The sequence below is a fragment of the Pectobacterium nicotianae genome (genome assembly GCF_023272715.1).
Lineage (GTDB): Bacteria > Pseudomonadota > Gammaproteobacteria > Enterobacterales > Enterobacteriaceae > Pectobacterium > Pectobacterium brasiliense.
This window is the reverse complement of record NZ_CP096821.1, coordinates 3,285,639-3,307,147: the sequence shown is the minus strand read 5'-3', so window position 1 is coordinate 3,307,147 and position 21,509 is coordinate 3,285,639. Positions and strand designations below refer to the sequence as shown.

Genomic DNA, 21,509 nt, shown 5'->3' with positions numbered 1-21,509 from the left:
CGATAAAAAAATCGTTCTCCAGATAAAAACCATCAGATTGAAGAGAGTCAATCCATGACATCATTGAAAGCTATTATCCCTGTAGCAGGTTTAGGGATGAATTTGTTACCAGTGACCAAGGCCATTCCTAAGGAAATGTTGCCATTGGTTGACCGCCCGGTGATTGAGAAAATCGTCAACGAGTGTGTGAGGGCGGGGATTAAAGAAATTGTTCTGGTGACGCATGCGTCTAAAAACGCAATTGAAAACCACTTCGATACCTCGTTTGAGCTTGAATCTCTGCTGGAAGAACGCGCCAAACGTCAACTACTGGCTGAAGTACAGTCCATCTGCCCGAAAGGCGTGACGATCATGAACGTTCGTCAGGGAGAAACGCTGGGGTTAGGGCATGCGGTCTCCTGTGCTCGTCCAATCATTGGCGATAGTCCATTTGTGGTGGTGTTGCCCGATGTGGTGCTGGATGAAAGCACGGCCGATCAGACGAAAGAAAACCTGGCGCTGCTGATTTCTCGCTTTGAAGAAACGGGGCGTAGCCAGGTGCTGGTGAAGCATCGTCCTTATGAGGTGTTGCCTGAGTATTCTGTTGTCGATTGTGACAAACCGCTGGTGAACCCGGGCGATGCCGCAGCAATTACGTCTATGATTGAAAAGCCTGAGGCACCCTCTGAAACAGGGTCTGACCTTTCTGCGGTCGGGCGCTATGTATTAACTGCTGATGCCTGGCCACTGCTGGAAAAAGCGGTCCCTGGCGCATGGGGACGTATTCAGTTAACGGATGTCATTGCCGACATGATTGCGACTCAGCAGGTTGATGCTGTGCAAATGTCAGGCAAGAACTTTAACTGCGGCCGTAAATTGGGTTATGCACAGGCATTTGTGTCCTATGGATTGCGCAATCCTGAGTTTGGTGCCGAATTTAAAGAAAGTATTAAGGCGCTGCTGAAAAAGTAATATTGCGTGATAACTCGCTGTAAAACCGCAGATCGTTGAATCGTTCTGCGGTTTTTTCTTTTTCCCGCCATACGTTCCGATTGGGTGAGCTTTCGCTATCAAACCAATCACTACCCACTCACGCAAAGCTGAGTTACCATGTCGGCCTGTTTTTAAATTGCTTGCGAGGTCGCAATGCGAGGCGTTGTCGCCGTTGCAGGCAGGTTATCCTTCAGACAGGAGTTGCTTTAATGTCCAAACAGCAAATTGGCGTTGTCGGTATGGCGGTGATGGGGCGCAATCTGGCGCTGAACATTGAGAGCCGTGGCTATAGCGTTTCCATCTTTAACCGTTCTTCCGATAAAACCGATGAAGTTATCGCGGAAAATCCGGGTAAAAAACTGGTGCCGTCTTACACCGTTGAAGAGTTTGTCGAATCCCTGGAAAAACCCCGCCGTATTCTGCTGATGGTGAAGGCCGGTGAAGCAACCGATAAAACGATTGAATCGCTGAAACCTTACCTGGAAAAGGGCGATATTCTGATCGATGGCGGTAACACCTTCTATAAAGATACGATTCGCCGTAACCGCGAACTGTCCGCTGAAGGGTTTAACTTCATCGGTACAGGCGTATCTGGTGGGGAAGAGGGCGCGCTGAAAGGGCCTTCCATCATGCCGGGTGGCCAGAAAGAAGCGTATGAACTGGTTGCTCCGATTCTGGAACAGATTGCCGCGCGTGCTGATGGCGAAGCCTGTGTGACCTACATTGGTGCTGATGGTGCAGGCCACTATGTCAAGATGGTGCATAACGGCATTGAATACGGCGACATGCAGCTGATTGCTGAAGCCTATGCATTGCTCAAGCAGGCACTGAATCTGAACAACGACGAGCTTGCTACGACGTTCTCTGAGTGGAACAAAGGCGAGTTAAGTAGTTACCTGATTGAAATCACTGCCGATATCTTCAAGAAAAAAGATGAAGAAGGCAAATACCTGGTTGATGTGATTCTGGATGAAGCCGCTAACAAAGGCACGGGTAAATGGACCAGCCAAAGCTCTCTGGATCTGGGTGAGCCGCTGTCTCTGATCACGGAATCCGTTTTTGCCCGTTACCTGTCTTCACTGAAAGATCAGCGTGTTGCTGCCTCTAAAGTGCTGACTGGCCCGACGGCTCAGCCATTCGGTGGTGACAAAGCTGAGTTTGTTGAGAAAGTGCGCCGTGCACTGTATCTGGGTAAGATCGTTTCTTATGCTCAGGGCTTCTCACAGCTGAAAGCGGCATCAGACGAGAACAACTGGGATCTGAACTACGGTGAAATCGCCAAGATTTTCCGCGCTGGCTGCATCATCCGTGCACAGTTCCTGCAGAAAATCACCGATGCGTATGAGCAGAAAGCGGATATCGCTAACCTGCTGTTGGCTCCTTACTTCAAGAAAGTGGCTGACGAATACCAGCAAGCTCTGCGCGACGTCGTCTCTTACGCTGTTCAGCAAGGTATCCCGACGCCAACCTTCTCCGCGGCCATTGCTTATTACGACAGCTACCGTTCAGCCGTATTGCCTGCTAACCTGATTCAGGCTCAGCGTGACTATTTCGGTGCTCATACTTATAAGCGTACGGATAAAGAAGGCGTATTCCATACCGAATGGCTGGAATAATCGTTTCTTATGCTTAGATAGTGCTGTTTGTTAATAAAACGCCAGATTAGGAAATATCTGGCGTTTTTTATATTGCTGAATCAGTGGATTGATATCGTTAAGATATCTATGACTTTTTTTCTGCAATACTGTAAATTTCATTAAAGAAATCTGCTTTTTTACCGAGATCATTGCTGTTTATTACATCGGGATCTTGCTATTTTTAACAGTGTTGCAAAAATCGAGTTGTAGTTTTGCTTTCTGGTGTTGCTTATCAGAGGTGGTTTGATCTCATAGATGGTTTGATCGCCATTGAACTGTAACTCATTACTGGGAGGATCCCAGTAACGGTCGGTAACGACGCAAAAATAGATAGTTTTGCCGTTATGCTGGCTGGAATGAAGGACGGGGTATGGTCTTTTCGACGGTACCCCACCCTGAAGTACTTCATGTTAAAAAGGAAATCGTAATGAAGAAAACGTTAATCACGCTGGCTGCTGTACTGGCCATGTCGTCAAACGCGTTTGCTGTTGATGGCGTCTCCAGCGCAACGGCTGCGGGTACCACGACCACCACGACCTCCAGCGCAAGCGTTGGTGTTGCCGCTGGTGCTGCTGGTGCCGGTGCTGCTGCCGGTACCACTGCTCTGATTGCAGTCGGTGTTGCTGCCGCTGTCGCTGTTGGTGTCGCTGTTGCTGTTGCCAGCAATGACGATAGCAGCCCGAGCACGGGAACAACGACAGTCACTGGTACTCGTAGTTAATTCCGTTTAAGTTCCAAGGCCACTTCGGTGGCCTTTCTTTTTCCGGGCTACGCTGTTCAACGAGAACTTCATCGCATGACAAGAATAAAACGAATAGCAGAAATGAAAGCGCTGATTGCCATCCCTCTTTTCTCAATTCTATTAACCGGTTGTTCCCAAAATATGGAACAGGTGGGCAAAACCTTCAAACTGGCGTTTTTGGGTCAGGACGATACCCATGTGACGGCCAAACAGGTTGCCAATACACCGTATGCATCAGCCTATCTGAAAGTGGGTAAGGCACCGCAAGCGTTTGTCGTGCTCGCTTTTGCTGAACAGAACCAACTGAAATGGATCGGGGCCGATAAAAATATAGTCGCGACCCAACATGGTCGTCTGGTGAAAACGCAGGGCTTCGGCGAAGACATTACCTATGTGGATAACCTGCAACAGGATCCCCTGACGTTAGGCCTGTTGAAGACATCGACGCCAATGACATGGCAAAGTCGGGTTGAATGGGCTCAGGTCTTCCGTGGTGGTTACGATACCCGGTCCGTTTTTCAGGCTCGTGGCAAAGAAATCGTAAAAATTCTAGATACCTCGCGTGAGTTGCTGCGCTTTGATGAGCAGGTGACTGTTCCCGCCTTGAATGAATCTTACACGAATAGTTACTGGCTTGATCCGGCTAACGGAAGCGTGGTTCAAAGCCAGCAGTATATGGGGCCGGGTATGGCATTGGTTACATTCACCGTATTAAAACCCTACGCACAATAAGGGGCTGCAATGTTGGCACTCAATCGTATCGCTACCTTGTTGCTGCTGGTTTCCGGCGTCGCGACGTCTGCGCAACTGACGGTGAAATCGCCTCAAGAGACGGTCGCTGTCGTTAAACTTGACGACGGCACGCGTCTTGAAAAATTTTACGAACAGGTTCCCTGGCCACAGAATATTAACTGGCAAACCGCATTTATTTCTGATTTTGCGACGACGCAGAAAGTACGCGCGCAAGGGGATGTCTTGCTGCAAAAGCTGGCTGAACTGGAAACGCGCTGGCGCAATTCAGGCGATGGCGATCTGGCGATCTCTGCCTGGCTGCTGAGAAAGACCATTAATCCGATTAATGTCGCTGGGCGTATCCGCACAGATTTAGATCCTGACCGCGTGCGCGTATATGCAGAAAATAATCGCCCTCTGGTGGGGGAATATGCACTGTATGTGGCACCTCATGATGACAAGCTGTCGCTGATTGGCCTGGTCAATACCTCTGCTGATGTGGGGGAACTGGAAACGTCGGGAAAAGTGGCGCTGCGTGCCGGATGGTCGGTCGAAAATTATCTCTCTGGACGGCGACTCCTTGCAGGGGCGGATAACAGTTATGGTTATCTGATAGCGGGAAATGGCAAGTGGCGCAAAGTGCCGCTGGCGTTGTGGAACCGTCAGCATGTTGAACCCGCGGCGGGGGAAACGCTCTTTATCGGTTTTGATCCCGCAGTTTTACCACAGGATATGTCATCACTTAACGATCAGCTTGCTGACTATCTGGCTAACCGGACTCCACTCGAATGACCAAGAACAGAAACGTTAAATTAAGCTGTCTGTCGTTGGCGATTGGCGGCATCTTGAGTGCGCAGGCGATGGCGGCGGAAACAGAAAGTAGCCGTACTGCGACAAACCCGAATATGCGCTTTCAGCCTGCGGGGGTATCACAGTCTGATTTTGGCGGCACGGGCCTGTTGCAGATGCCGACCGCACGTATGGCGGAAACGGGCGAATTCAGCCTTAACTACCGCGATAATGAGGAATATCGGCGTTATTCCATATCGCTCCAGCTCTTTGACTGGCTGGAAACGACGGTGCGTTATACCGACATCCGTACTCGCCCTTATAGTAATGATCCCTCTTTCAGCGGTAGCCAAACCTATAAAGATAAGTCATTCGATGTCAAAGCCCGTTTGTGGCAGGAAAGCTACTGGATGCCGGATGTGTCGCTGGGGTTGCGTGATATTGCCGGTACGGGCCTGTTTGATAGCGAATACCTGGTGGCGAGTAAGCGTATGGGGCCGTTTGATTTCACCCTGGGTATGGGGTGGGGCAATATGGCCCAGAGCGGCAATATTAAAAACCCTGCCTGTTCGCTGAAAGCGAGTTTCTGCGAGCGTAGTGAAGATTTTTCAGGTACCGGGGGAGAGTTTGAGGTCGGTAATTTCTTCCATGGCCCTGCCGCGTTGTTTGGTGGTATTGAGTACCAGACCCCCTGGGATCCTCTGCGCTTAAAGCTGGAATACGACGGTAACAATTACAGTGCAGAAAGAACGTCATCCAATGGTGTGCCGCAGCAGCTTAAGCATGATTCTCCTTTCAACATCGGTGCGGTTTATCGCGTCGGCGATGTGTTAGATACCACCTTGTCGTGGCAGCGCGGTAATACCCTGATGTGGGGCTTTACCCTGCGCACTAATTTCAACGATCTGAAGCCGAACTATTTAGACGATGCACCACCCGTCTATGCGCCGGTGCAGGATGGCAAAGGCACAAACTGGCAGCTCGTTTCGAAAGAGCTGAATGATAAGGCCGGCTTTAAGGATGCCGATATCTACGCGGACCAAAAACAGGTCACCATTGTTGCCGATCAAACCAAGTATCGCGACAGCGATCAGGCAACACAGCGCGCGGCGACGGTATTGGCAAACCATGTACCGAACGGTATTGATGAATATCACATTGTTCAGCGCAGCCAGCGCTTACCGATTGCCAGCACGGAAGTGGATGCCAAAGCTTTCCATCAGGTTAAGCAGGCCGCTGTTCCGCTTGGTCAACCAGAACCTGAAACGCATCGTAAAGAGCCGGTATCCGATGTTCGTGGTCAGCAGGTGTTGCTTGCGCAACCCGATCGCCTGACGTATTCATTAGATCCGACGCTGACGCAGTCTTTCGGTGGCGCTGAGTCCTTCTATATGTACCAGATTGCGCTGAAAGGTAACGTTGACTATCGGATCAGCGATCACTGGAGCGTAGGGGGAACCGCGACGCTGAACCTGTTGGATAACTACGACAAGTTCAATTACAAAACGCCGCCGGCGGATGGCGCAGCGCTGCCACGCGTCAGAACCTGGGTGCGTGAATACGTCACTTCTTCGGATCTGCTGCTGACCAATCTGCAATTGACTCGTAGGGATAACCCTGCACAGGACTGGTATACCCAGGTCTACGGCGGCTATCTGGAAATGATGTACGCGGGTGTCGGGTCTGAGGTGCTGTATCGGCCGTTTGGTAAAAGCTGGGCGCTGGGGATGGATGTTAACTATGTCAAACAGCGTGACTGGAACGACATCATGCGTATGGCCGATTACGATGTGGTCACAGGCCATCTGACTGCCTACTGGGAACTGCCGTTTATGGAAGGTGCGGTGGCGAAAGTGAGTGTGGGCCGTTATCTGGCAGGGGACAAAGGGGTCACCCTCGATCTGTCTCGCCGCTTTGACAGCGGGATTGTTGCAGGTGCCTTTGCGACCAAAACCAACGTCAGCGCCGCTGAATATGGTGAAGGGAGCTTCAGCAAGGGCTTCTACGTCTCCATACCGTTTGATCTGCTGTTCACTGAACCGACGGTGAAACGTGGGGCGGTCGGTTGGGTACCGCTGACGCGTGACGGTGGTCAAATGCTACAGCGCCGTAGCTCGCTGTATGGTCTCACCGATCATTAATCGATCCCGATCCGTTTAGGCTTAATCAAGCCCGTCATGGTCAAGTGCCACGACGGGCTTTTTTGTGCCTGTTGGCTTTGCAGAGTAAAGTTGTTTGATAACTAAAATGAACTATTTCATTTGGTTATCGTTTGTATCTTAATCATGTCGTACTGAGGATGATGCTTCTGAGTCTTTAGCCATAAATCGATGATAATTTAATAGCTTAACCACGATCGTCGTGACGAACTGGGGCATTGTTAAGACGAAGTGTGTCCTGAGGGTAATGATTGAAATAGTTTCGTCATGGAAGATTCATATAGCGAAACCTATTATCTCCTGCCGCAATGGCGAAATAAAACATAGCCATAGATCTTCATGGTAGTGCTAACAGGAGAGTGCAACCCGATGAATTTGCCTATTTCCGCTGTTATCTCGTTAATGATGAGCGCTGTTTGGTCTGTTCCTCTCTATGCCACAGCGCAGGATAATCCTCTTGGTATCTATCAACTGATTCAGGAGCGGATGGTGTTGATGAAAGATGTTGCGGGGTATAAGGCTCGTCAACACCTGCCCGTTGAGGATCTAAAACAAGAGGAACGTATTTTGAGCAAGGCGCGGGAGCAATCTGCTGCCGTTGGTTTATCCCCTCAGAGTACACAGCTGTTCGTGACTTCATTAATGAATGCCAGCAAAGCAATTCAGTATCGTTACATGGCTGACTGGCTTGCGGCACCAGAGAGCGACTGGACGCCGCTTTCGCTGAACGACACCATTAGACCCACGCTGCTCACGATTGATGACCAGCTCTTGGTGAGTATTAAACGTTATCTTGCGAATGGCGGGCATTTTGCGCCCCAGCAAGAGGCTGCATTTCTTTCTTCTATTAATGTTGAGCATCTGTCACAGAACGACAAACGCCAGATTTATGCGGCATTGAGTCAAATTGAACCAGACGGCAAATAGCTGAGTGGAGAGAAGACGATGACTTACCAATTATTGAAAGGGAGTGAACGCGGAAGTATCGCTGACGCAGCGTACCGCGAACGCTGCGATGTTAATGAAAGCGTCAGAGTCATGCTGGTGTTGCGTTTTACGACGCCAGATGATGAGTATTACGCCGAACTGCACGATAGCATCGATCCACAATTTGGTGGCATTAGCGCCAATAAGCCGCTATCGAGAGCCAGCTACGCCAGAAAATTCAGCGCTGATGAGGCCGATATAGAGCATGTTCGTGCGTTTGCGCGACATTATCGGTTATCTATCGAGCGTGAACATGCTGCCAGCCGTACCGTCTTCTTGACAGGGACAGTAGAGCAAATGGAGCAGGCGTTTCGCGTAAGTTTAGCCCGGTATGACCACAAACATGGGGCATTTCGTGGGAGAGCGGGGGGGATTTATCTGCCGGGATACCTACAGGGCGTGGTTATCGCCGTGCTAGGCCTTGATGAGCGTCTGGCGTCGAACTGTTACCTGCGCATGAATGACGCGTTCTCTACTACGGCAAAACGTCTGTCGGGCTATACACCACTTGAACTGGCGGAACACTACGACTTCCCGGAACATGATGGCGCGGGGCAGTGCATCGGCATTATTGAACTGGGGGGCGGATATCGCTTACCGCAGCTGGAGCACTATTTTAAACGAATGGGCGTCAATCCGCCTCAGATTGTCGATGTTTGTGTGGGGGGCGCTAAGAATGTCCTTGCTTCGTTAGATGGCGACAAAGAGGTGAACCCGATTGATATCGAAGTGCAGATGGATATCGAAATTGCGGGTACGTTGGCACCCGCCGCTAAAGTTGTGGTGTATTTTGCTCCGAATACCGATGCCGGGTTTTTAGAAGCGATCAATGCAGCGATTCATGATGAGAAAAATGCGCCGTCGGTGATTTCGATTAGCTGGGGCTCCAGCGAGTCAGAATGGACTGCGCAATCATTACAGGTGTACAACCAGGCCTTTCAGACTGCGGCTGCACTAGGTATTACCGTGTGCGTGGCCTCTGGCGATCGTGGTTCACAGGATGGTGAACCCCATGGTTTGCACGTCGATTTCCCGGCATCCAGCCCCTACGTTTTAGCCTGTGGCGGCACTCGCTTGCAAAAATCAATGGAAGAAACCACCTGGCATAGCCGAGACGGCAGCGCGACGGGCGGTGGCGTTAGCCAGCACTTTGCGTTGCCCAGTTGGCAGCTAGGGATATCTCTGGCCGACAAATATGGCGGTCATCATCCCTTGCAACACCGCGGCGTACCTGACGTCAGCGGCAATGCCGATCCTGAAACTGGCTATCTGGTTGAAGTTAACGGGCGGGAAGGGGTGGTTGGGGGAACCAGCGCTGTCGCACCGCTGTGGGCGGGGTTATTGGCGCGCATGCTGGCGTTGACCCACTCGGCATCATTGTTTGTCCCTCCCTTGCTGTACCGTAATCGTAATAGCTGCAAGGATATCGTGCGGGGAAATAATGGGGCATTTGTCGCCTCTGAAGGATGGGACGCCTGCACCGGGCTAGGGTCGCCGGATGGAATGAAACTGCTAAGGCTGTTGAAACGGCTCGTGAGGCTCAATGGTAATGGCGTGCACGACCGTGATGATGGGCACGAGCGGTGAGTCTGCATACCTGAGAGGGCTGGCGCAGAGGATACACCTTGCTCAGACGAGGAAATTATCGGTGATATTCATCACAGATTGTCCGACCTTGGTTTGAGTCTAGGGCGGTTAGCAGATATAACCCGATAAGAAGGACGTGATCGGGCGAAGGCCTGAGCGAAACCTGATACGACGCATGTTATTCAGACATGTTCGTATCAGGTTTTTTTTTGCCCGAATCCAGCCCGATCGCGCGCTACCCATAATATCAGTGATATCTCGCTGACATTGTCTTGTTAAGAAACTGTCTTGTTGAGAAATTGTCTCGTTGAGAAAAGGAAAAAAACCGTGAAATACCATCATCTTAAGCGTTTCCCTGAGGGGTTTTTATGGGGCGCGGCGACATCGGCTTATCAGGTTGAAGGGGCATGGAATGAAGACGGCAAAGGGCCGTCGGTGATTGATGCCAGAACGTCCTATCCTGAGGGTACAACGGACTTTACCGTCGCCAGCGACCATTATCACCGTTACAAGGAAGATGTCGCACTGTTTGCCGATATCGGCTTTAAAACCTACCGTTTTTCCATCGCCTGGAGCCGTATCATTCCCGATGGCAGCGGCGAGGTAAACCCTGCGGGCATTGCGTTTTACCACAATCTTATCGATGAATTGCTGCATTACGGCATTGTGCCGATTGTCACGATGTACCATTTCGATCTGCCGCAGGCGTTACAGGAAAAAGGCGGTTGGTATAACCGGGAAACGGTGGATGCATTTGAGCGCTTTGCCAACGTGCTGTTTGATGAATACGGCGACAAGGTGAAGTACTGGCTGACCATCAATGAACAAAACATGATGATTTTGCACGGCTCTGCATTGGGTACGTTGGACCCTACGCTGGAAAATCCGAAGCAGAATCTCTATCAGCAGAACCACAACATGCTGGTGGCGCAGGCAAAAGCGATGAATGCGCTGCATGAAAAAGTGCCCGGCGCAAAAATTGGTCCGGCACCCAACATTGCGTTGATTTATCCGGCCTCACCGAAGCCCGAAGATGTCATGGCAGCGTTCAACTATAACGCGATCCGCAACTGGCTATATCTGGATATGGCGGTATACGGGCGCTACAACACCGCGGCCTGGCGCTATATGGAAGAAAAAGGCTATACGCCAGAGATTCTACCCGGCGATATGGATATTCTGGCATCGGCCAAGCCCGATTTCATCGCCTTTAACTACTACACCTCGCAAACGGTGGAAGCCAGTAAAAATGACGGACAGGATGAAACGGCGCGCGGCGGCGATCAGCATCTGAAATCAGGTGAAGAAGGCGTACATCGCGGAGCAAGTAATCCGTGGTTGCAGAAAAATGCCTTTGGCTGGGAGATCGATCCGATCGGCTTCCGCAATACGCTGCGTGAGCTGCACGATCGCTACCATTTACCGCTGATCATTACGGAAAATGGGCTGGGCGCGTTTGATACGCTGGATGAAAACGGTGAGATTCACGATGATTACCGCATCGACTATCTGCAACGCCACATTGAGCAAATCCAGCTTGCGATCACCGACGGTGTGGATGTCTTCGGCTATACGCCATGGTCGGCGTTGGATCTTATTTCCACCCATCAGGGATGCTCGAAACGCTATGGCTTTATTTATGTTAACCGTGAAGAGTTCGATCTGAAAGATCTGCGGCGTATCCGTAAAAAAAGCGCATACTGGTATGCTGATGTGATTAAAAACAATGGTCTGGATAGCTCAGAAGCTAAATAATGAAATAAGACGCCTTGTCGATATTACATTGAGGCGCTAAACGGTAGGGAAGGCCAGTGTGCCTTCCCGTCAGACAGGACGGCTGATGCGATGATCATTGAAAAAATACTGAGCAATAACGCCGTTCTGGTGCTGGCAGATGACCAACGGGAAATTGTGGCGATTGGCAAAGGCGTCGGATTTGGCAAGAAAGTGGGTGACCCTGTCGATCCGCAGCGTATCGAAAGCCAGTTTGTGAAGAAAAGCGACGGCATAGCGGATGTGTTGTCACAGTTGCTGGCTGACATTCCACCTGACTGCCTGGCCGTGACGCAGCAAATTATTACCCTGGCGCAAAAAACGCTGCGACTTGATGTACAGGACACGCTGTTTCTGGCCTTAAGCGACCATATTAACTTTGCGATTCAACGCCATAAGAAAGGGCAGACGATCAAGAACCTGATGCTGTGGGATATTCGCCAGTTTTATCGCAGCGAATTTGCCGTTGGGTTGGAGGCGCTGGAACTGATTCGCAGCAGACTGGATATCGATTTACCGGAGGATGAAGCGGGGTTTATTGCGCTGCATCTGGCGAATGCGACAAATAACAGCGACATGCAGAGCACGATGCAAAGTGCGGGTATCATTAAAGATATTTTGACCATTCTGAAATACGATCTCCACATCACGTTTGACGAGCACTCCCTCAATTATCAGCGTTTGGTGACGCATCTGAAATTTTTTGCTCTGCGTTTGTTAAATCGAGAAACGGTGAATCACGGTGATGACTCTATCTATCAGGGGATTACTGAATTGATGCCGCGGGCTTATGCCTGTGCGATGAAGGTGTATGACTATGTGGAAAAAAATTACGCCTGCCATCTCACCACCGATGAGATCATGTTTTTAACCATTCACATTAACCGATTGCAGCCCTCTCCAGCTTAATAACATGGGCTATCATGGCGGATACGCCTACGGCAATAATCGGAATGGGGCGAAAGTCACGGGTAAGACCAGCTATCATTAACATCCGTGCTACTCTCTCCAACCCTTACGACATCAGTTAGTTTCGTTATGTAACAAAATAAATTCAAAAATTGCTCACTGTTACTGACAGGCTTTCAGCCATAATGTTCTTTTTTCTCGCTATTTGTTCGTGAACCGCATGGGGGTCGTTATGTCAGCCTCGCCGCCGACGTTTTTGACGGTAGATGTACGTCGCTCAGGGCTACGCTTTTCGCAGCGAGTCTATATTCCACGGATTGTCGGTACGATCCTCTGCTCTCTCTTTATTTCCTCGGTGCTGATTACCCGGCCTATCCCGACGCTACTGTGGGTGCTGCTCTTTCTTAACACCTTCATCTGGCCTCACATTGCTTACCTGTTGTCCCTGCGGTCACGCGACCCTATGCGGTGCGAGAAGCGTAATTTATTGCTGGATGTGGCATTTGGCGGCATCTGGATAGGATTTATGGGCGTGAATCTTCTGCCCAGCGCTCTGATTGTCGCAATGGTTGGGATGAACTGTACGGCTGGCGGTGGGATAAAGCTGTTTGTGCAGGGTATCGTATTGTTGTGTGTGAGCTGCGCGCTGACCCTTGTGCTGTTTGCCGTGCCTGTTTCGCTGGATACGACACCCATACAGATTTATGCCTGTCTGCCGATGTTGCTGATCTACCCGATTTCTCTGGGCTACGTGACCTATGCCACCGCGCTTAAACTGGCGGAACACAAACGTATGCTGATGGAAGTCAGTATTCATGACGGCATGACCAGCCTCTATAACCGTCACCACTGGGAACGTCTGCTGAAGCATGAGTATGATATTTGCCAGCGTTATAAGCGTACGGCGACGTTAGTCCTGTTTGATATCGACCATTTTAAAGCCTTTAACGATAACTTTGGGCATAACGTCGGCGATCAGGCGATCTTGCTGCTGGCGCGTGAATTGACATCCGGCTTTCGGGAAACGGATGTCATTGGGCGCTTCGGCGGAGATGAGTTTGCCGTTATTTTACCGCAGACCAGCGCGGGAGAGGCGCTGGACGCCGTGAATCGCATTCGGGAGAGTTTGTCGCTGAAGTTCCTGAACCAGACCCCGCAGCTGGCGGTATTTGTCAGCGTCGGCATTGCGGAGATTTCACCGGAAATGGGCCAATATATTGACTGGTTAAAGTCAGCGGATATGGCGCTCTATCGGGCAAAAAACAAAGGCCGTCGCCGAACCGAAGTTGCCTGAATGCACCAGGCTACAGCCTGATATTTTGTGTATTTACTGCGAATAAAAAGAAGCCCCTATCGCCATCGGATGGTGATAAGGGCTTTTTATTTATAAGAAGCAACTAGATTTATAAGAACTCAGGTCGCGTATTAATGAGGCAAGGCTTCTTTTGGATGCAGCCCTAAGTGGCCCGGGGACGGCTCACCTTTCACTTCGCCGAGGTACAAACCGATCTGGGCACGGAATGACTCTACTGCGGCACGATCGCTCATGAAGTCGGCAAAAGCCTGTGGGCTGGTGTTCTTATATTCCCAGATAGGTTTATAACCAGCAGGTGGTGCCACGTCAGTACGCACCGACCACATATACCAGACATTACTCTGCGTCTCTTTATCCAGCAACCAGCTCAGATACAGCTTGGCGCTTTCCGGGTGTTTAGCCTGTTTGAAAATGGCGGCACGCTGTGCCCAGGAAACAAACGGATCGCTTTTGGGCAGAACGAAGCGCGAATTCGCGTTTTGATCGGGAGCCAGTGCGCCGTCGGTTGAGAAGGTCGCCGCTGATTTACCGCTTTCCACATCGTCTGCGGGAGCCTGAGTACCGCGAACATAAACCGGATTCTGCTCTTTGAATTTAGCAACATACTCCCAGCCGTATTTATCTACGACCTGCTTAAACCAGAACAGCACGGCGTCGTCATCGTTCGGGTAGGTTAAGACAATGCTGCCTTTCAGATCGGGACGTAAATAGTCATTGGCTTCTGTCGGCCAGGCATTTTCAGCAATCAGCTTGGTATTGACCACGTTGCTGAACGCATCGACAAAGACACCGGTCCAACTGCCGTCTTTATCTTTAAATGCGGGGTACACTTTGTCCCAGCCGATAGGTTTGTAGTTCAGCAGCACGCCTTCTTTTTTCCAGCGCGGGTAATCCTGCAAGGTTTGTAGCTGTACCACATCCGGCACCAGCGTATTCGTCGCCAGCTGGTTATCAATACGAGCATCGTGGAATTTGCTGTAGTCCACAATGACGTTGAGTTTCATGCCCGGAAAGCGTTTTTCAAACGCCTGTTTGATGCCATCCTGCTGACCCGGGGTGTCACCGCCCGCGTAGACGGTCACAATACCGCCTTCCCGTAACGCGTTTTGATAAAGCTCGTTAATCGGGCGTTTATCGGCCTCTACTGCCGCATAGCTGGCCGCTGCCGTCGCCATCAGCGCCGTAAATGCGACCACCTGTTTTAGTTTAAACATCGATTCCTCCTGAATGAGAGCCGTCTCTACCGATGCACTTTTTATCCTTTGTGGTTGTTGGTCAGGATAAGCATGCATAGGCAGAATCATTAAATGATTATCAAATTATTTAATTTGTTTGATAGTCATTACCCTGCTGAGATAACGGTTAATCCGCCATCTAGCTGCGGGTTTGCGTATGTTATCCGGTTGTGAATAATGTTAAATGAGAAAAAATTGAGATTTTAATTCAAAATAAATGAATTAAATTTAGGCGTGAAAGGAAGCACAATAACAGGGAATTGCGGCGATATTTAGGCCGCCCTGCGACCTAACGTCGGATTAATTCAAGCGGCGGGGAGAGTACTGTCGAACGCATCCATTAACAGGAAGGTGCACTCGGCGCGCTGGTGGCTATTGATCATCGGAACCAGCCGCTGGAAGTGCTCAGTCTGGCAGTGAATATCCAGCGCGGCTCTATCCGGCCAGGTTTCGATAAAGGTGAAATGCCCTGGATCTTTCTGATTGATAAAAAGCTCATAGGAGATGCACAGCGGCTCCTGTCGGGTTTTCTCTACTAACTCGCGGTACAGCGGCATGACTAGCTCAATGCACTCAGGCTTAATAAAATCCTGTGCGATCACTTTAAGCATAAAATGGCTCTCCCTACATGGTTGTCCTGCTGGTTAAACGGTTCCGGCTAGCCGCGCTGCTGTTTTTCACTCTGATCTGCGCCGTTTCCCTGTCGGTAGGCCAGCGATACCATCAGCGATTGCACCAGACACAGCGTGGCGGACTGTGAACGGAACGCATCAACCTGCGCTTCCTTCACCACAAAACAGACATCGCTGAGCGTCGCCAGCGGGCTGATCTGGCTGTCGGTAATCACGATTTGCCTCGCGCCGGCCTTCGCGGCCATCTCGCTGACCATCACGGTTTCCTGTGAGTAGGGCGAGAAGCTGATGGAAACCACCACATCGCGTGAACTGACACGGCTGAGCTGTTCGCGAAACATGCCTCCCAGCCCGTTGACCAGAATGGGGCTGCTTTCCAAATGACTAAGCGCATAGGTGAGGTAAGTGGCGACGCTGAACGAGCGCCGCAGCCCGACGATATAAATCGTTTCCGCCTGAGCCAGCAAATCGACGGCTTTTTGCAGATCCTCTTGCGGGGTACGTGCCGCTAGCTGTTGCATCGCCTGCGCGTTTGAGCGGGCAAACTCATGCAGAATATCCAGCGGCGTTTCTGGCACGGCATCAGCTTCCATCGCTCGAAATAGCCGCGCCCGGTCAGTATAGCTGGCGGTTTCTTCCACCAGATTCATACGGAACAGCTGTTTCATTTCGTTGAAACCGCTGAAATCAAAAGCGTTGGCGAAGCGAATCAAGGTTGAGGGGGGAACGTCAGCGCGCTCGGCGATCACTGCGACGGTATCGAAAGCGATGCTGTTGGTGTTATCCAACACATAGTGCGCCACCTGCTGTAACCGCTTGCTGAGCGAATCATAACGCTCGCGGATCTGTTCCTGTAATTCTCTCAGGCTGGTTGCCATGGGCATATCGGGTTATCTCCCAAAGACGTATAAGAACCTATCCCATTAGGGCGATTGCATGACTGGCGCCTGAAACGGAACAGAAAATTCATTTCTGGATACGGCTGTTTTATCTGTACGACATTTCCGGCGGCACACCTTTTATCGATAAGACTATTTTCAGAGGCTGCTCGCCTGCCTTTATGGACAGCTGTCTTCAAGTTTACATAAAAATTCGCAGCGGATCACAATAATCAACATTTATTTTATTTTTACGTTAAATGGAATGTTCATTTCATATACTGTAATCCGATAGCAGCCGTTTGTCTCCTCAAAACCCACAAAGGTGTAAACATGGAAACCGTATCTAACTTCATTCAGGGGGCGATTGCCTCCAGCAACAGCCAGCGCTACGCCGCGGTTTACAACCCTGCGACGGGCGAGCAGATTCGCCAGGTTGTGATGTCTGATAAGGCGGAAGTCGAGCAGGCTATTGCCAGCGCGGCGGCGGCATTCCCTGCGTGGTCAAAACATTCTCCGCTGCGCCGTGCACGCGTACTGTTTCGCTTCAAAGCGCTGCTGGAAGAACGCATGGATACGCTGGCCCGGCTGATTTCACAGGAGCACGGCAAGGTCTATTCCGATGCGGTGGGGGAGGTGACGCGCGGTCTGGAAGTCGTTGAATTTGCCTGTGGTATTCCCCATTTGCAAAAAGGCGAACACTCGGCGAATGTCGGTACCGGAGTGGATAGCCATTCACTCATGCAGCCGCTCGGCGTGTGCGTCGGGATTACGCCGTTCAACTTCCCGGCGATGGTGCCAATGTGGATGTTCCCGATTGCGCTGGCGACCGGTAATACCTTTGTGCTTAAGCCGTCGGAGAAAGATCCGTCGCTCTCGCTGCTGTTAGCGCAACTGCTGAAAGAAGCGGGTCTGCCGGACGGCGTGTTTAACGTCGTTCAGGGTGACAAAGAAGCTGTGGACGTTCTGCTGACCGATCCGCGCGTGCAGGCGGTGAGCTTTGTGGGATCGACGCCGGTGGCGGAATACATTTATCAGACGGCGTCGGCGCACGGTAAACGCTGTCAGGCGCTGGGCGGGGCGAAAAATCACTGTATCCTGATGCCGGATGCCGACATGGATATGGCAGCCAGCGCGATTATGGGCGCGGCGTTTGGTGCGGCGGGCGAGCGCTGCATGGCATTGTCGGTGGTGGTCGCCGTTGGTGATGACACGGCGGAAGCGCTGCATCAGCGTCTGAGCGCACAGATCAAAGCAATGCGCGTCGGGCCAGGTCTGGTGGACGGGCAGGAAAATGAAATGGGGCCAGTGATCAGCGCACCGCACCGGGCGAAGATTGCCGACTATATTCAAAGCGGTGTCGATCAGGGCGCGACGCTGCGTATCGATGGTCGCACGTTGTCTGTTCAAGGGCACCCGCAAGGCTACTTTATCGGGCCGACGCTGTTCGATAACGTCACGCCGGAGATGAAGATCTATCAGGAAGAAATTTTTGGCCCGGTGCTGTCCGTGGTGCGCGTGCCGGATTACCAGACGGCCGTGACGCTGATTAACAACCATGAATACGGCAACGGTACCGCTATTTTTACCCGTGACGGCGAAACGGCGCGTCAGTTCTGCGAAGAGGTACAGGCCGGCATGGTCGGCGTGAACGTACCGATTCCGGTTCCGATGGCGTTCCACAGCTTCGGCGGCTGGAAGCGCTCCATTTTTGGGCCGCTGAATGTCCACGGCAATGACGGCGTGCGCTTCTACACCCGTATGAAAACCGTCACCAGCCGCTGGCCCGCCAGCGTCCGTCTGGAACACCACACCAGCAGCTTCGTCATGCCCACGTTAGAGTGAGGATTTGACCTATAACGGGTGGTGAAAATAGTTGCACCGGTTTTGTTCTGCTGGCGTTAAAAATTATGCTGAGGTAGGTGCGCCGCCGATTGAGCGCCCTGAGTCGGGCGCGTGCTACAACGTAGCATAAGAATGGCTAAATTTTCGCGCACGAAATGCTCGCTGAATATACATAGTTCATTATAGAAATCAGATCCTTATTTAAGGAGTAGCTCAATGGATACGTGTCGCATCACCATGGCGCAGGCGCTGGTCAGGTTTCTCAACCAGCAATACCTCAGCGTAGACGGTGAAGAATCCCCCTTTGTGCAGGGCGTCATGACCATTTTTGGTCACGGCAATGTGCTGGGCATTGGCCAGGCGCTGGAGCAGGAGGCGAATCGTCTCACCGTGCATCAGGGGTGCAACGAACAGGGAATGGCGCACATCGCGGTCGGATTCGCTAAACAGCACAAGCGGCGGAAAATCTATGCGGTGACCTCATCAGTGGGGCCGGGGGCGGCAAATATGGTAACTGCTGCGGCGACCGCCACCGCCAACCGCATTCCGGTGCTGTTGTTGCCCGGCGATCTCTTTGCCTGCCGCCAGCCGGATCCGGTTTTGCAGCAGGTCGAGCAATATCACGATCTGTCGATTAGCACCAATGACTGCTTCAAACCCGTTTCCCGCTACTGGGATCGCATTAATCGCCCTGAACAACTGATGAGTGCGCTGATTAATGCCATGCGTGTGCTGACCGATCCGGCAGATACTGGCGCGGTAACGCTGTGTTTACCGCAGGATGTGCAGGCGGAAGTCTGGGATTATCCGGCCTCGTTTTTCCGCAAGCGCGTCCATCACCTTGAACGCCGCCCGCCGGATGCGGCACGGCTGGATGAGGCGGCGGCGCTGATTGCGAAAAAACGTCGTCCGATGCTGATTTGCGGCGGCGGTGTACGTTATTCCGGCGCGCATGATGCGCTGGCGCAGTTTGCCGAGCAGTTTGCGATTCCGTTTGGCGAAACGCAGGCGGGCAAAGGCGCGATTGTTTCCTCACATCCTCTGAACTGCGGCGGTATTGGCGTGACGGGTGGGCTGGCGGCGAATCGGCTGGCGCACGAGGCGGATCTGATTATCGGCGTCGGGACGCGTTTAACCGATTTTACCACCGGATCCAAATCGCTGTTTCAGAACCCGAACGTCGAATTTTTACTGCTCAACGTTGCCGAGTTCGATGCGTTAAAACTGGATGCATTGCCCCTGATCGCCGATGCGCGTGTCGGTCTGGAGGCGCTGGCCGAACGGCTGGCGACGGCATCGTATCGTAGCGGCTGGCAGCAGGCCGTTGAACAGGCTCGTGCTGAATGGGATCGCGAACTACAGCGGCTGTTTACCGTGCAGGACAAAGGCGAACTAGTGCCGGAAGTGGTGGATGGGCTGGAAGACAAGCTGGATGAATATCGCCAGATGTTGAATACCCATCTGACGCAAACGCGCGTGCTGGGCATACTGAATGAAGAGCTGGAAGACAACGCGGTTGTGGTGGGCGCGGCGGGCTCGTTGCCGGGCGATCTACAGCGCGTGTGGCAGGTGAAAACGCCGGACAGCTATCATCTGGAATACGGCTACTCGTGCATGGGATACGAAATTGCGGCAGCGATTGGTGCACGCCTTGCGACACCGCAACAGCCGGTCTACGCGATGGTCGGCGACGGTTCCTATTTGATGCTTCACACCGAACTGCAAACGGCGGTGCAAGAGGGCATAAAAATCACCGTGCTGCTGTTCGATAATGCGGGCTTTGGCTGTATCAACAACCTGCAAATGAGTCAGGGAATGGGCAGCTTCTGTACGGAAAACCGCTATCGCGATGCGGAATCGGGGCAACTGCGCGGGGCGCTTATTCCGGTAGATTTCGCTAAGAACGCGGAAAGCTACGGCTGCAAAGCGTGGCGAGTGCACGATGAAGCCTCGCTCAGGCAGGCGCTGACGGAATCACGCCAGCATGCGGGGCCTGTGCTGCTCGACATCAAGGTGCTACCGAAGACCATGACGCACGGCTATGAATCCTGGTGGCGCACTGGCACGGCGCAGGTTGCTGATAACCCAGAGATTGAGTCTGCGGCCAATAGTGTGAAAGCTGCGCTTTCCCGCGCTCGGCAGTATTAAGGCGCCATAACGTCGCGATGGGCAAGGATGCCCGCGTGCTGAGTATGCTTTTGATGGCAAATACCGCAGTAAGATTGTCCATCCTTGTGGATACTGATTCCAAATAAAGGGGGATTATTCAGTTAAGAACACGCTCGTATAATCTGGTCATTCGTTATCCCGTCTTTCTTATCGGAGTCATTAATGACCATGCCATTCAACGTTAAAGCCGATCTTCTTAACCAGCGCTACGGGCAACAGCAAAAGCCAAAAAATTTTCACTGGACTCCGGAAATTGTCACGATGATGAGCCATCGCTCGGTGCGCGCCTTCCTCCCTAAGCCTCTGGCTGAAGGCGTGATCGAAACGATGGTCGCCGCTGCTCAGTCTGCTTCCAGCTCTGGTGCCTTGCATCAATGGAGCGTCATCGCGGTCACCGATCCCGCGTTAAAACAGCGCCTTGCGGACACAATCGCACCGACGGTGCCAACGGATCGCATTCCCTGGATTGAGGAAGCCGCCGCCGTTTTGGTCTGGGTAGCCGATCTGTCCCGTTCTGAGGCAATTGTAAAAGAACAGGGGGGTGATCCCGTCGTACTGGATTATCTTGATTCGTTCCTGATGCCTTCAATCGATGCTGCACTTGCCGCGCAGAATGCGGCCATCGCCGCTGAGTCCCTCGGACTTGGTCTGGTGTTCCTTGGCGTTATGCGCAACGCTGCCAAAGAAATTTCAGACATGCTCAATCTCCCATCACGTAGCTTCGTCACCTTTGGTATGGCAGTAGGCCATCCCGATACTGAACGTCCAAGTGCTATTCGTCCACGACCGGCCCTGCCCGTAGTACTGCATGAAAACACTTACGACAGAGAGGGTTATCGTGACTTTTTACCCGCGTATGAAGAAGCATTCTTCAAGTTTCGGACTGAGCTTGGGATGAAGACGAAGACATGGCAAAATGCGGTTTACGCGGCGACGACGAACATAGAATACATGGGGGGACGGGAAAAACTACGTGAAACGGTAATCGAGCGTGGTTTCAAACTGCTTTGACCAACGTACAGGCCAATGGAATGGCCGTTTCGAGATCGAATATATGATTTTCCGTTTCTTCACCCTGAAAATTGGCCGTCTTTTTACGCTGGAAAAGTTTCTGAACTATGCCATCTTTGTTCCTGTGTATAGACAAT

Annotated in this window: 17 protein-coding genes; 14 read left to right on the top strand and 3 right to left on the bottom strand. The window is 51.8% G+C overall.

Translation table 11 applies throughout. The features are described 5' to 3' along the window. Window positions 1–54: 54 nt before the first annotated feature. The 11 genes from MYB54_RS14790 to adrA all read left to right on the top strand — a co-directional run bounded on the left by MYB54_RS14790 (window position 55) and on the right by adrA (window position 13,581). Window positions 55–951: a sugar phosphate nucleotidyltransferase gene (locus MYB54_RS14790; protein WP_014914740.1), complete on the top strand. Its 897-nt coding sequence runs from the start codon at window positions 55–57 to the stop codon at window positions 949–951. A gap of 230 nt (window positions 952–1,181) precedes the next feature. Next, the gene (gnd, locus tag MYB54_RS14785; RefSeq protein ID WP_010281382.1) at window positions 1,182–2,588 is read left to right on the top strand and encodes an NADP-dependent phosphogluconate dehydrogenase; all 1,407 of its coding nucleotides are present in this window, start codon (window positions 1,182–1,184) and stop codon (window positions 2,586–2,588) included. 448 nt (window positions 2,589–3,036) lie between these two features. Then, window positions 3,037–3,330, top strand: coding sequence for a hypothetical protein (locus MYB54_RS14780; RefSeq protein WP_039468208.1), 294 nt, complete (start codon window positions 3,037–3,039; stop codon window positions 3,328–3,330). A 75-nt stretch (window positions 3,331–3,405) separates the two neighbouring features. Then, the gene (locus tag MYB54_RS14775) at window positions 3,406–4,083 is read left to right on the top strand and encodes a YjbF family lipoprotein (RefSeq protein WP_206555811.1); all 678 of its coding nucleotides are present in this window, start codon (window positions 3,406–3,408) and stop codon (window positions 4,081–4,083) included. 9 nt (window positions 4,084–4,092) lie between these two features. After that, on the top strand, window positions 4,093–4,875 hold the full coding sequence (locus MYB54_RS14770) for a capsule biosynthesis GfcC family protein (RefSeq protein WP_039554457.1): 783 nt from the start codon (window positions 4,093–4,095) through the stop codon (window positions 4,873–4,875). After that, the gene (locus tag MYB54_RS14765; RefSeq protein WP_248720980.1) at window positions 4,872–7,013 is read left to right on the top strand and encodes a YjbH domain-containing protein; all 2,142 of its coding nucleotides are present in this window, start codon (window positions 4,872–4,874) and stop codon (window positions 7,011–7,013) included. Before MYB54_RS14770 ends, MYB54_RS14765 begins: the two co-directional genes overlap by 4 nt. Before the next feature lie 387 nt (window positions 7,014–7,400). Next, window positions 7,401–7,958 carry a chorismate mutase gene (locus MYB54_RS14760; RefSeq protein ID WP_248720979.1) on the top strand — a complete coding sequence of 186 codons (558 nt, stop codon included), beginning with the start codon at window positions 7,401–7,403 and terminating at the stop codon, window positions 7,956–7,958. Window positions 7,959–7,976: 18 nt separating this feature from the next. Then, window positions 7,977–9,605, top strand: coding sequence for a S53 family peptidase (locus MYB54_RS14755; RefSeq protein ID WP_248720978.1), 1,629 nt, complete (start codon window positions 7,977–7,979; stop codon window positions 9,603–9,605). A gap of 327 nt (window positions 9,606–9,932) precedes the next feature. Next, complete coding sequence (locus MYB54_RS14750; protein WP_248720977.1) at window positions 9,933–11,360, top strand: glycoside hydrolase family 1 protein; 1,428 nt, start codon at window positions 9,933–9,935, stop codon at window positions 11,358–11,360. 90 nt (window positions 11,361–11,450) lie between these two features. Continuing rightward, the gene (gene licT / locus MYB54_RS14745) at window positions 11,451–12,287 is read left to right on the top strand and encodes a BglG family transcription antiterminator LicT (RefSeq protein ID WP_248720976.1); all 837 of its coding nucleotides are present in this window, start codon (window positions 11,451–11,453) and stop codon (window positions 12,285–12,287) included. A 232-nt stretch (window positions 12,288–12,519) separates the two neighbouring features. Then, a complete protein-coding gene (adrA, locus tag MYB54_RS14740) occupies window positions 12,520–13,581 on the top strand; it encodes a diguanylate cyclase AdrA (protein WP_248720975.1) in 1,062 nt (353 codons plus the stop codon). A 131-nt stretch (window positions 13,582–13,712) separates the two neighbouring features. Here adrA and MYB54_RS14735 read toward each other — a convergent pair whose 3' ends face one another. The 3 genes from MYB54_RS14735 to MYB54_RS14725 all read right to left on the bottom strand — a co-directional run bounded on the left by MYB54_RS14735 (window position 13,713) and on the right by MYB54_RS14725 (window position 16,353). Beyond that, on the bottom strand, window positions 13,713–14,816 hold the full coding sequence (locus MYB54_RS14735; RefSeq protein WP_014914751.1) for an ABC transporter substrate-binding protein: 1,104 nt from the start codon (window positions 14,814–14,816) through the stop codon (window positions 13,713–13,715). 326 nt (window positions 14,817–15,142) lie between these two features. Beyond that, on the bottom strand, window positions 15,143–15,448 hold the full coding sequence (locus tag MYB54_RS14730) for a putative quinol monooxygenase (protein WP_248720974.1): 306 nt from the start codon (window positions 15,446–15,448) through the stop codon (window positions 15,143–15,145). A gap of 47 nt (window positions 15,449–15,495) precedes the next feature. Continuing rightward, complete coding sequence (locus MYB54_RS14725) at window positions 15,496–16,353, bottom strand: MurR/RpiR family transcriptional regulator (protein WP_010281425.1); 858 nt, start codon at window positions 16,351–16,353, stop codon at window positions 15,496–15,498. A 327-nt stretch (window positions 16,354–16,680) separates the two neighbouring features. Between MYB54_RS14725 and MYB54_RS14720 the strand changes: the two genes are divergently transcribed. The 3 genes from MYB54_RS14720 (at window position 16,681) to MYB54_RS14710 (ending at window position 21,372) form a co-directional block, all read left to right on the top strand. After that, window positions 16,681–18,192 (top strand): CoA-acylating methylmalonate-semialdehyde dehydrogenase, encoded by a 1,512-nt coding sequence (locus MYB54_RS14720; RefSeq protein WP_014914754.1) that lies wholly within the window; start codon window positions 16,681–16,683, stop codon window positions 18,190–18,192. 216 nt (window positions 18,193–18,408) lie between these two features. Continuing rightward, window positions 18,409–20,340: a 3D-(3,5/4)-trihydroxycyclohexane-1,2-dione acylhydrolase (decyclizing) gene (gene iolD / locus MYB54_RS14715; RefSeq protein ID WP_248720973.1), complete on the top strand. Its 1,932-nt coding sequence runs from the start codon at window positions 18,409–18,411 to the stop codon at window positions 20,338–20,340. 183 nt (window positions 20,341–20,523) lie between these two features. Then, window positions 20,524–21,372, top strand: a complete 849-nt coding sequence (locus tag MYB54_RS14710) for a nitroreductase family protein (RefSeq protein ID WP_205591059.1) — start codon at window positions 20,524–20,526, stop codon at window positions 21,370–21,372. Window positions 21,373–21,509 lie beyond the last annotated feature (137 nt).

Bases quoted from the DNA above. Each gene is read 5' to 3' on its own strand.
- MYB54_RS14790 (WP_014914740.1), top strand. From the start codon at position 55: ATGACATCATTGAAAGCTATTATCCCTGTAGCAGGTTTAGGGATGAAT.
- gnd (WP_010281382.1), top strand. From the start codon at position 1,182: ATGTCCAAACAGCAAATTGGCGTTGTCGGTATGGCGGTGATGGGGCGC.
- MYB54_RS14780 (WP_039468208.1), top strand. From the start codon at position 3,037: ATGAAGAAAACGTTAATCACGCTGGCTGCTGTACTGGCCATGTCGTCA.
- MYB54_RS14775 (WP_206555811.1), top strand. From the start codon at position 3,406: ATGACAAGAATAAAACGAATAGCAGAAATGAAAGCGCTGATTGCCATC.
- MYB54_RS14770 (WP_039554457.1), top strand. From the start codon at position 4,093: ATGTTGGCACTCAATCGTATCGCTACCTTGTTGCTGCTGGTTTCCGGC.
- MYB54_RS14765 (WP_248720980.1), top strand. From the start codon at position 4,872: ATGACCAAGAACAGAAACGTTAAATTAAGCTGTCTGTCGTTGGCGATT.
- MYB54_RS14760 (WP_248720979.1), top strand. From the start codon at position 7,401: ATGAATTTGCCTATTTCCGCTGTTATCTCGTTAATGATGAGCGCTGTT.
- MYB54_RS14755 (WP_248720978.1), top strand. From the start codon at position 7,977: ATGACTTACCAATTATTGAAAGGGAGTGAACGCGGAAGTATCGCTGAC.
- licT (WP_248720976.1), top strand. From the start codon at position 11,451: ATGATCATTGAAAAAATACTGAGCAATAACGCCGTTCTGGTGCTGGCA.
- adrA (WP_248720975.1), top strand. From the start codon at position 12,520: ATGTCAGCCTCGCCGCCGACGTTTTTGACGGTAGATGTACGTCGCTCA.
- MYB54_RS14735 (WP_014914751.1), bottom strand. From the start codon at position 14,816: ATGTTTAAACTAAAACAGGTGGTCGCATTTACGGCGCTGATGGCGACG.
- MYB54_RS14730 (WP_248720974.1), bottom strand. From the start codon at position 15,448: ATGCTTAAAGTGATCGCACAGGATTTTATTAAGCCTGAGTGCATTGAG.
- MYB54_RS14725 (WP_010281425.1), bottom strand. From the start codon at position 16,353: ATGCCCATGGCAACCAGCCTGAGAGAATTACAGGAACAGATCCGCGAG.
- MYB54_RS14720 (WP_014914754.1), top strand. From the start codon at position 16,681: ATGGAAACCGTATCTAACTTCATTCAGGGGGCGATTGCCTCCAGCAAC.
- iolD (WP_248720973.1), top strand. From the start codon at position 18,409: ATGGATACGTGTCGCATCACCATGGCGCAGGCGCTGGTCAGGTTTCTC.
- MYB54_RS14710 (WP_205591059.1), top strand. From the start codon at position 20,524: ATGACCATGCCATTCAACGTTAAAGCCGATCTTCTTAACCAGCGCTAC.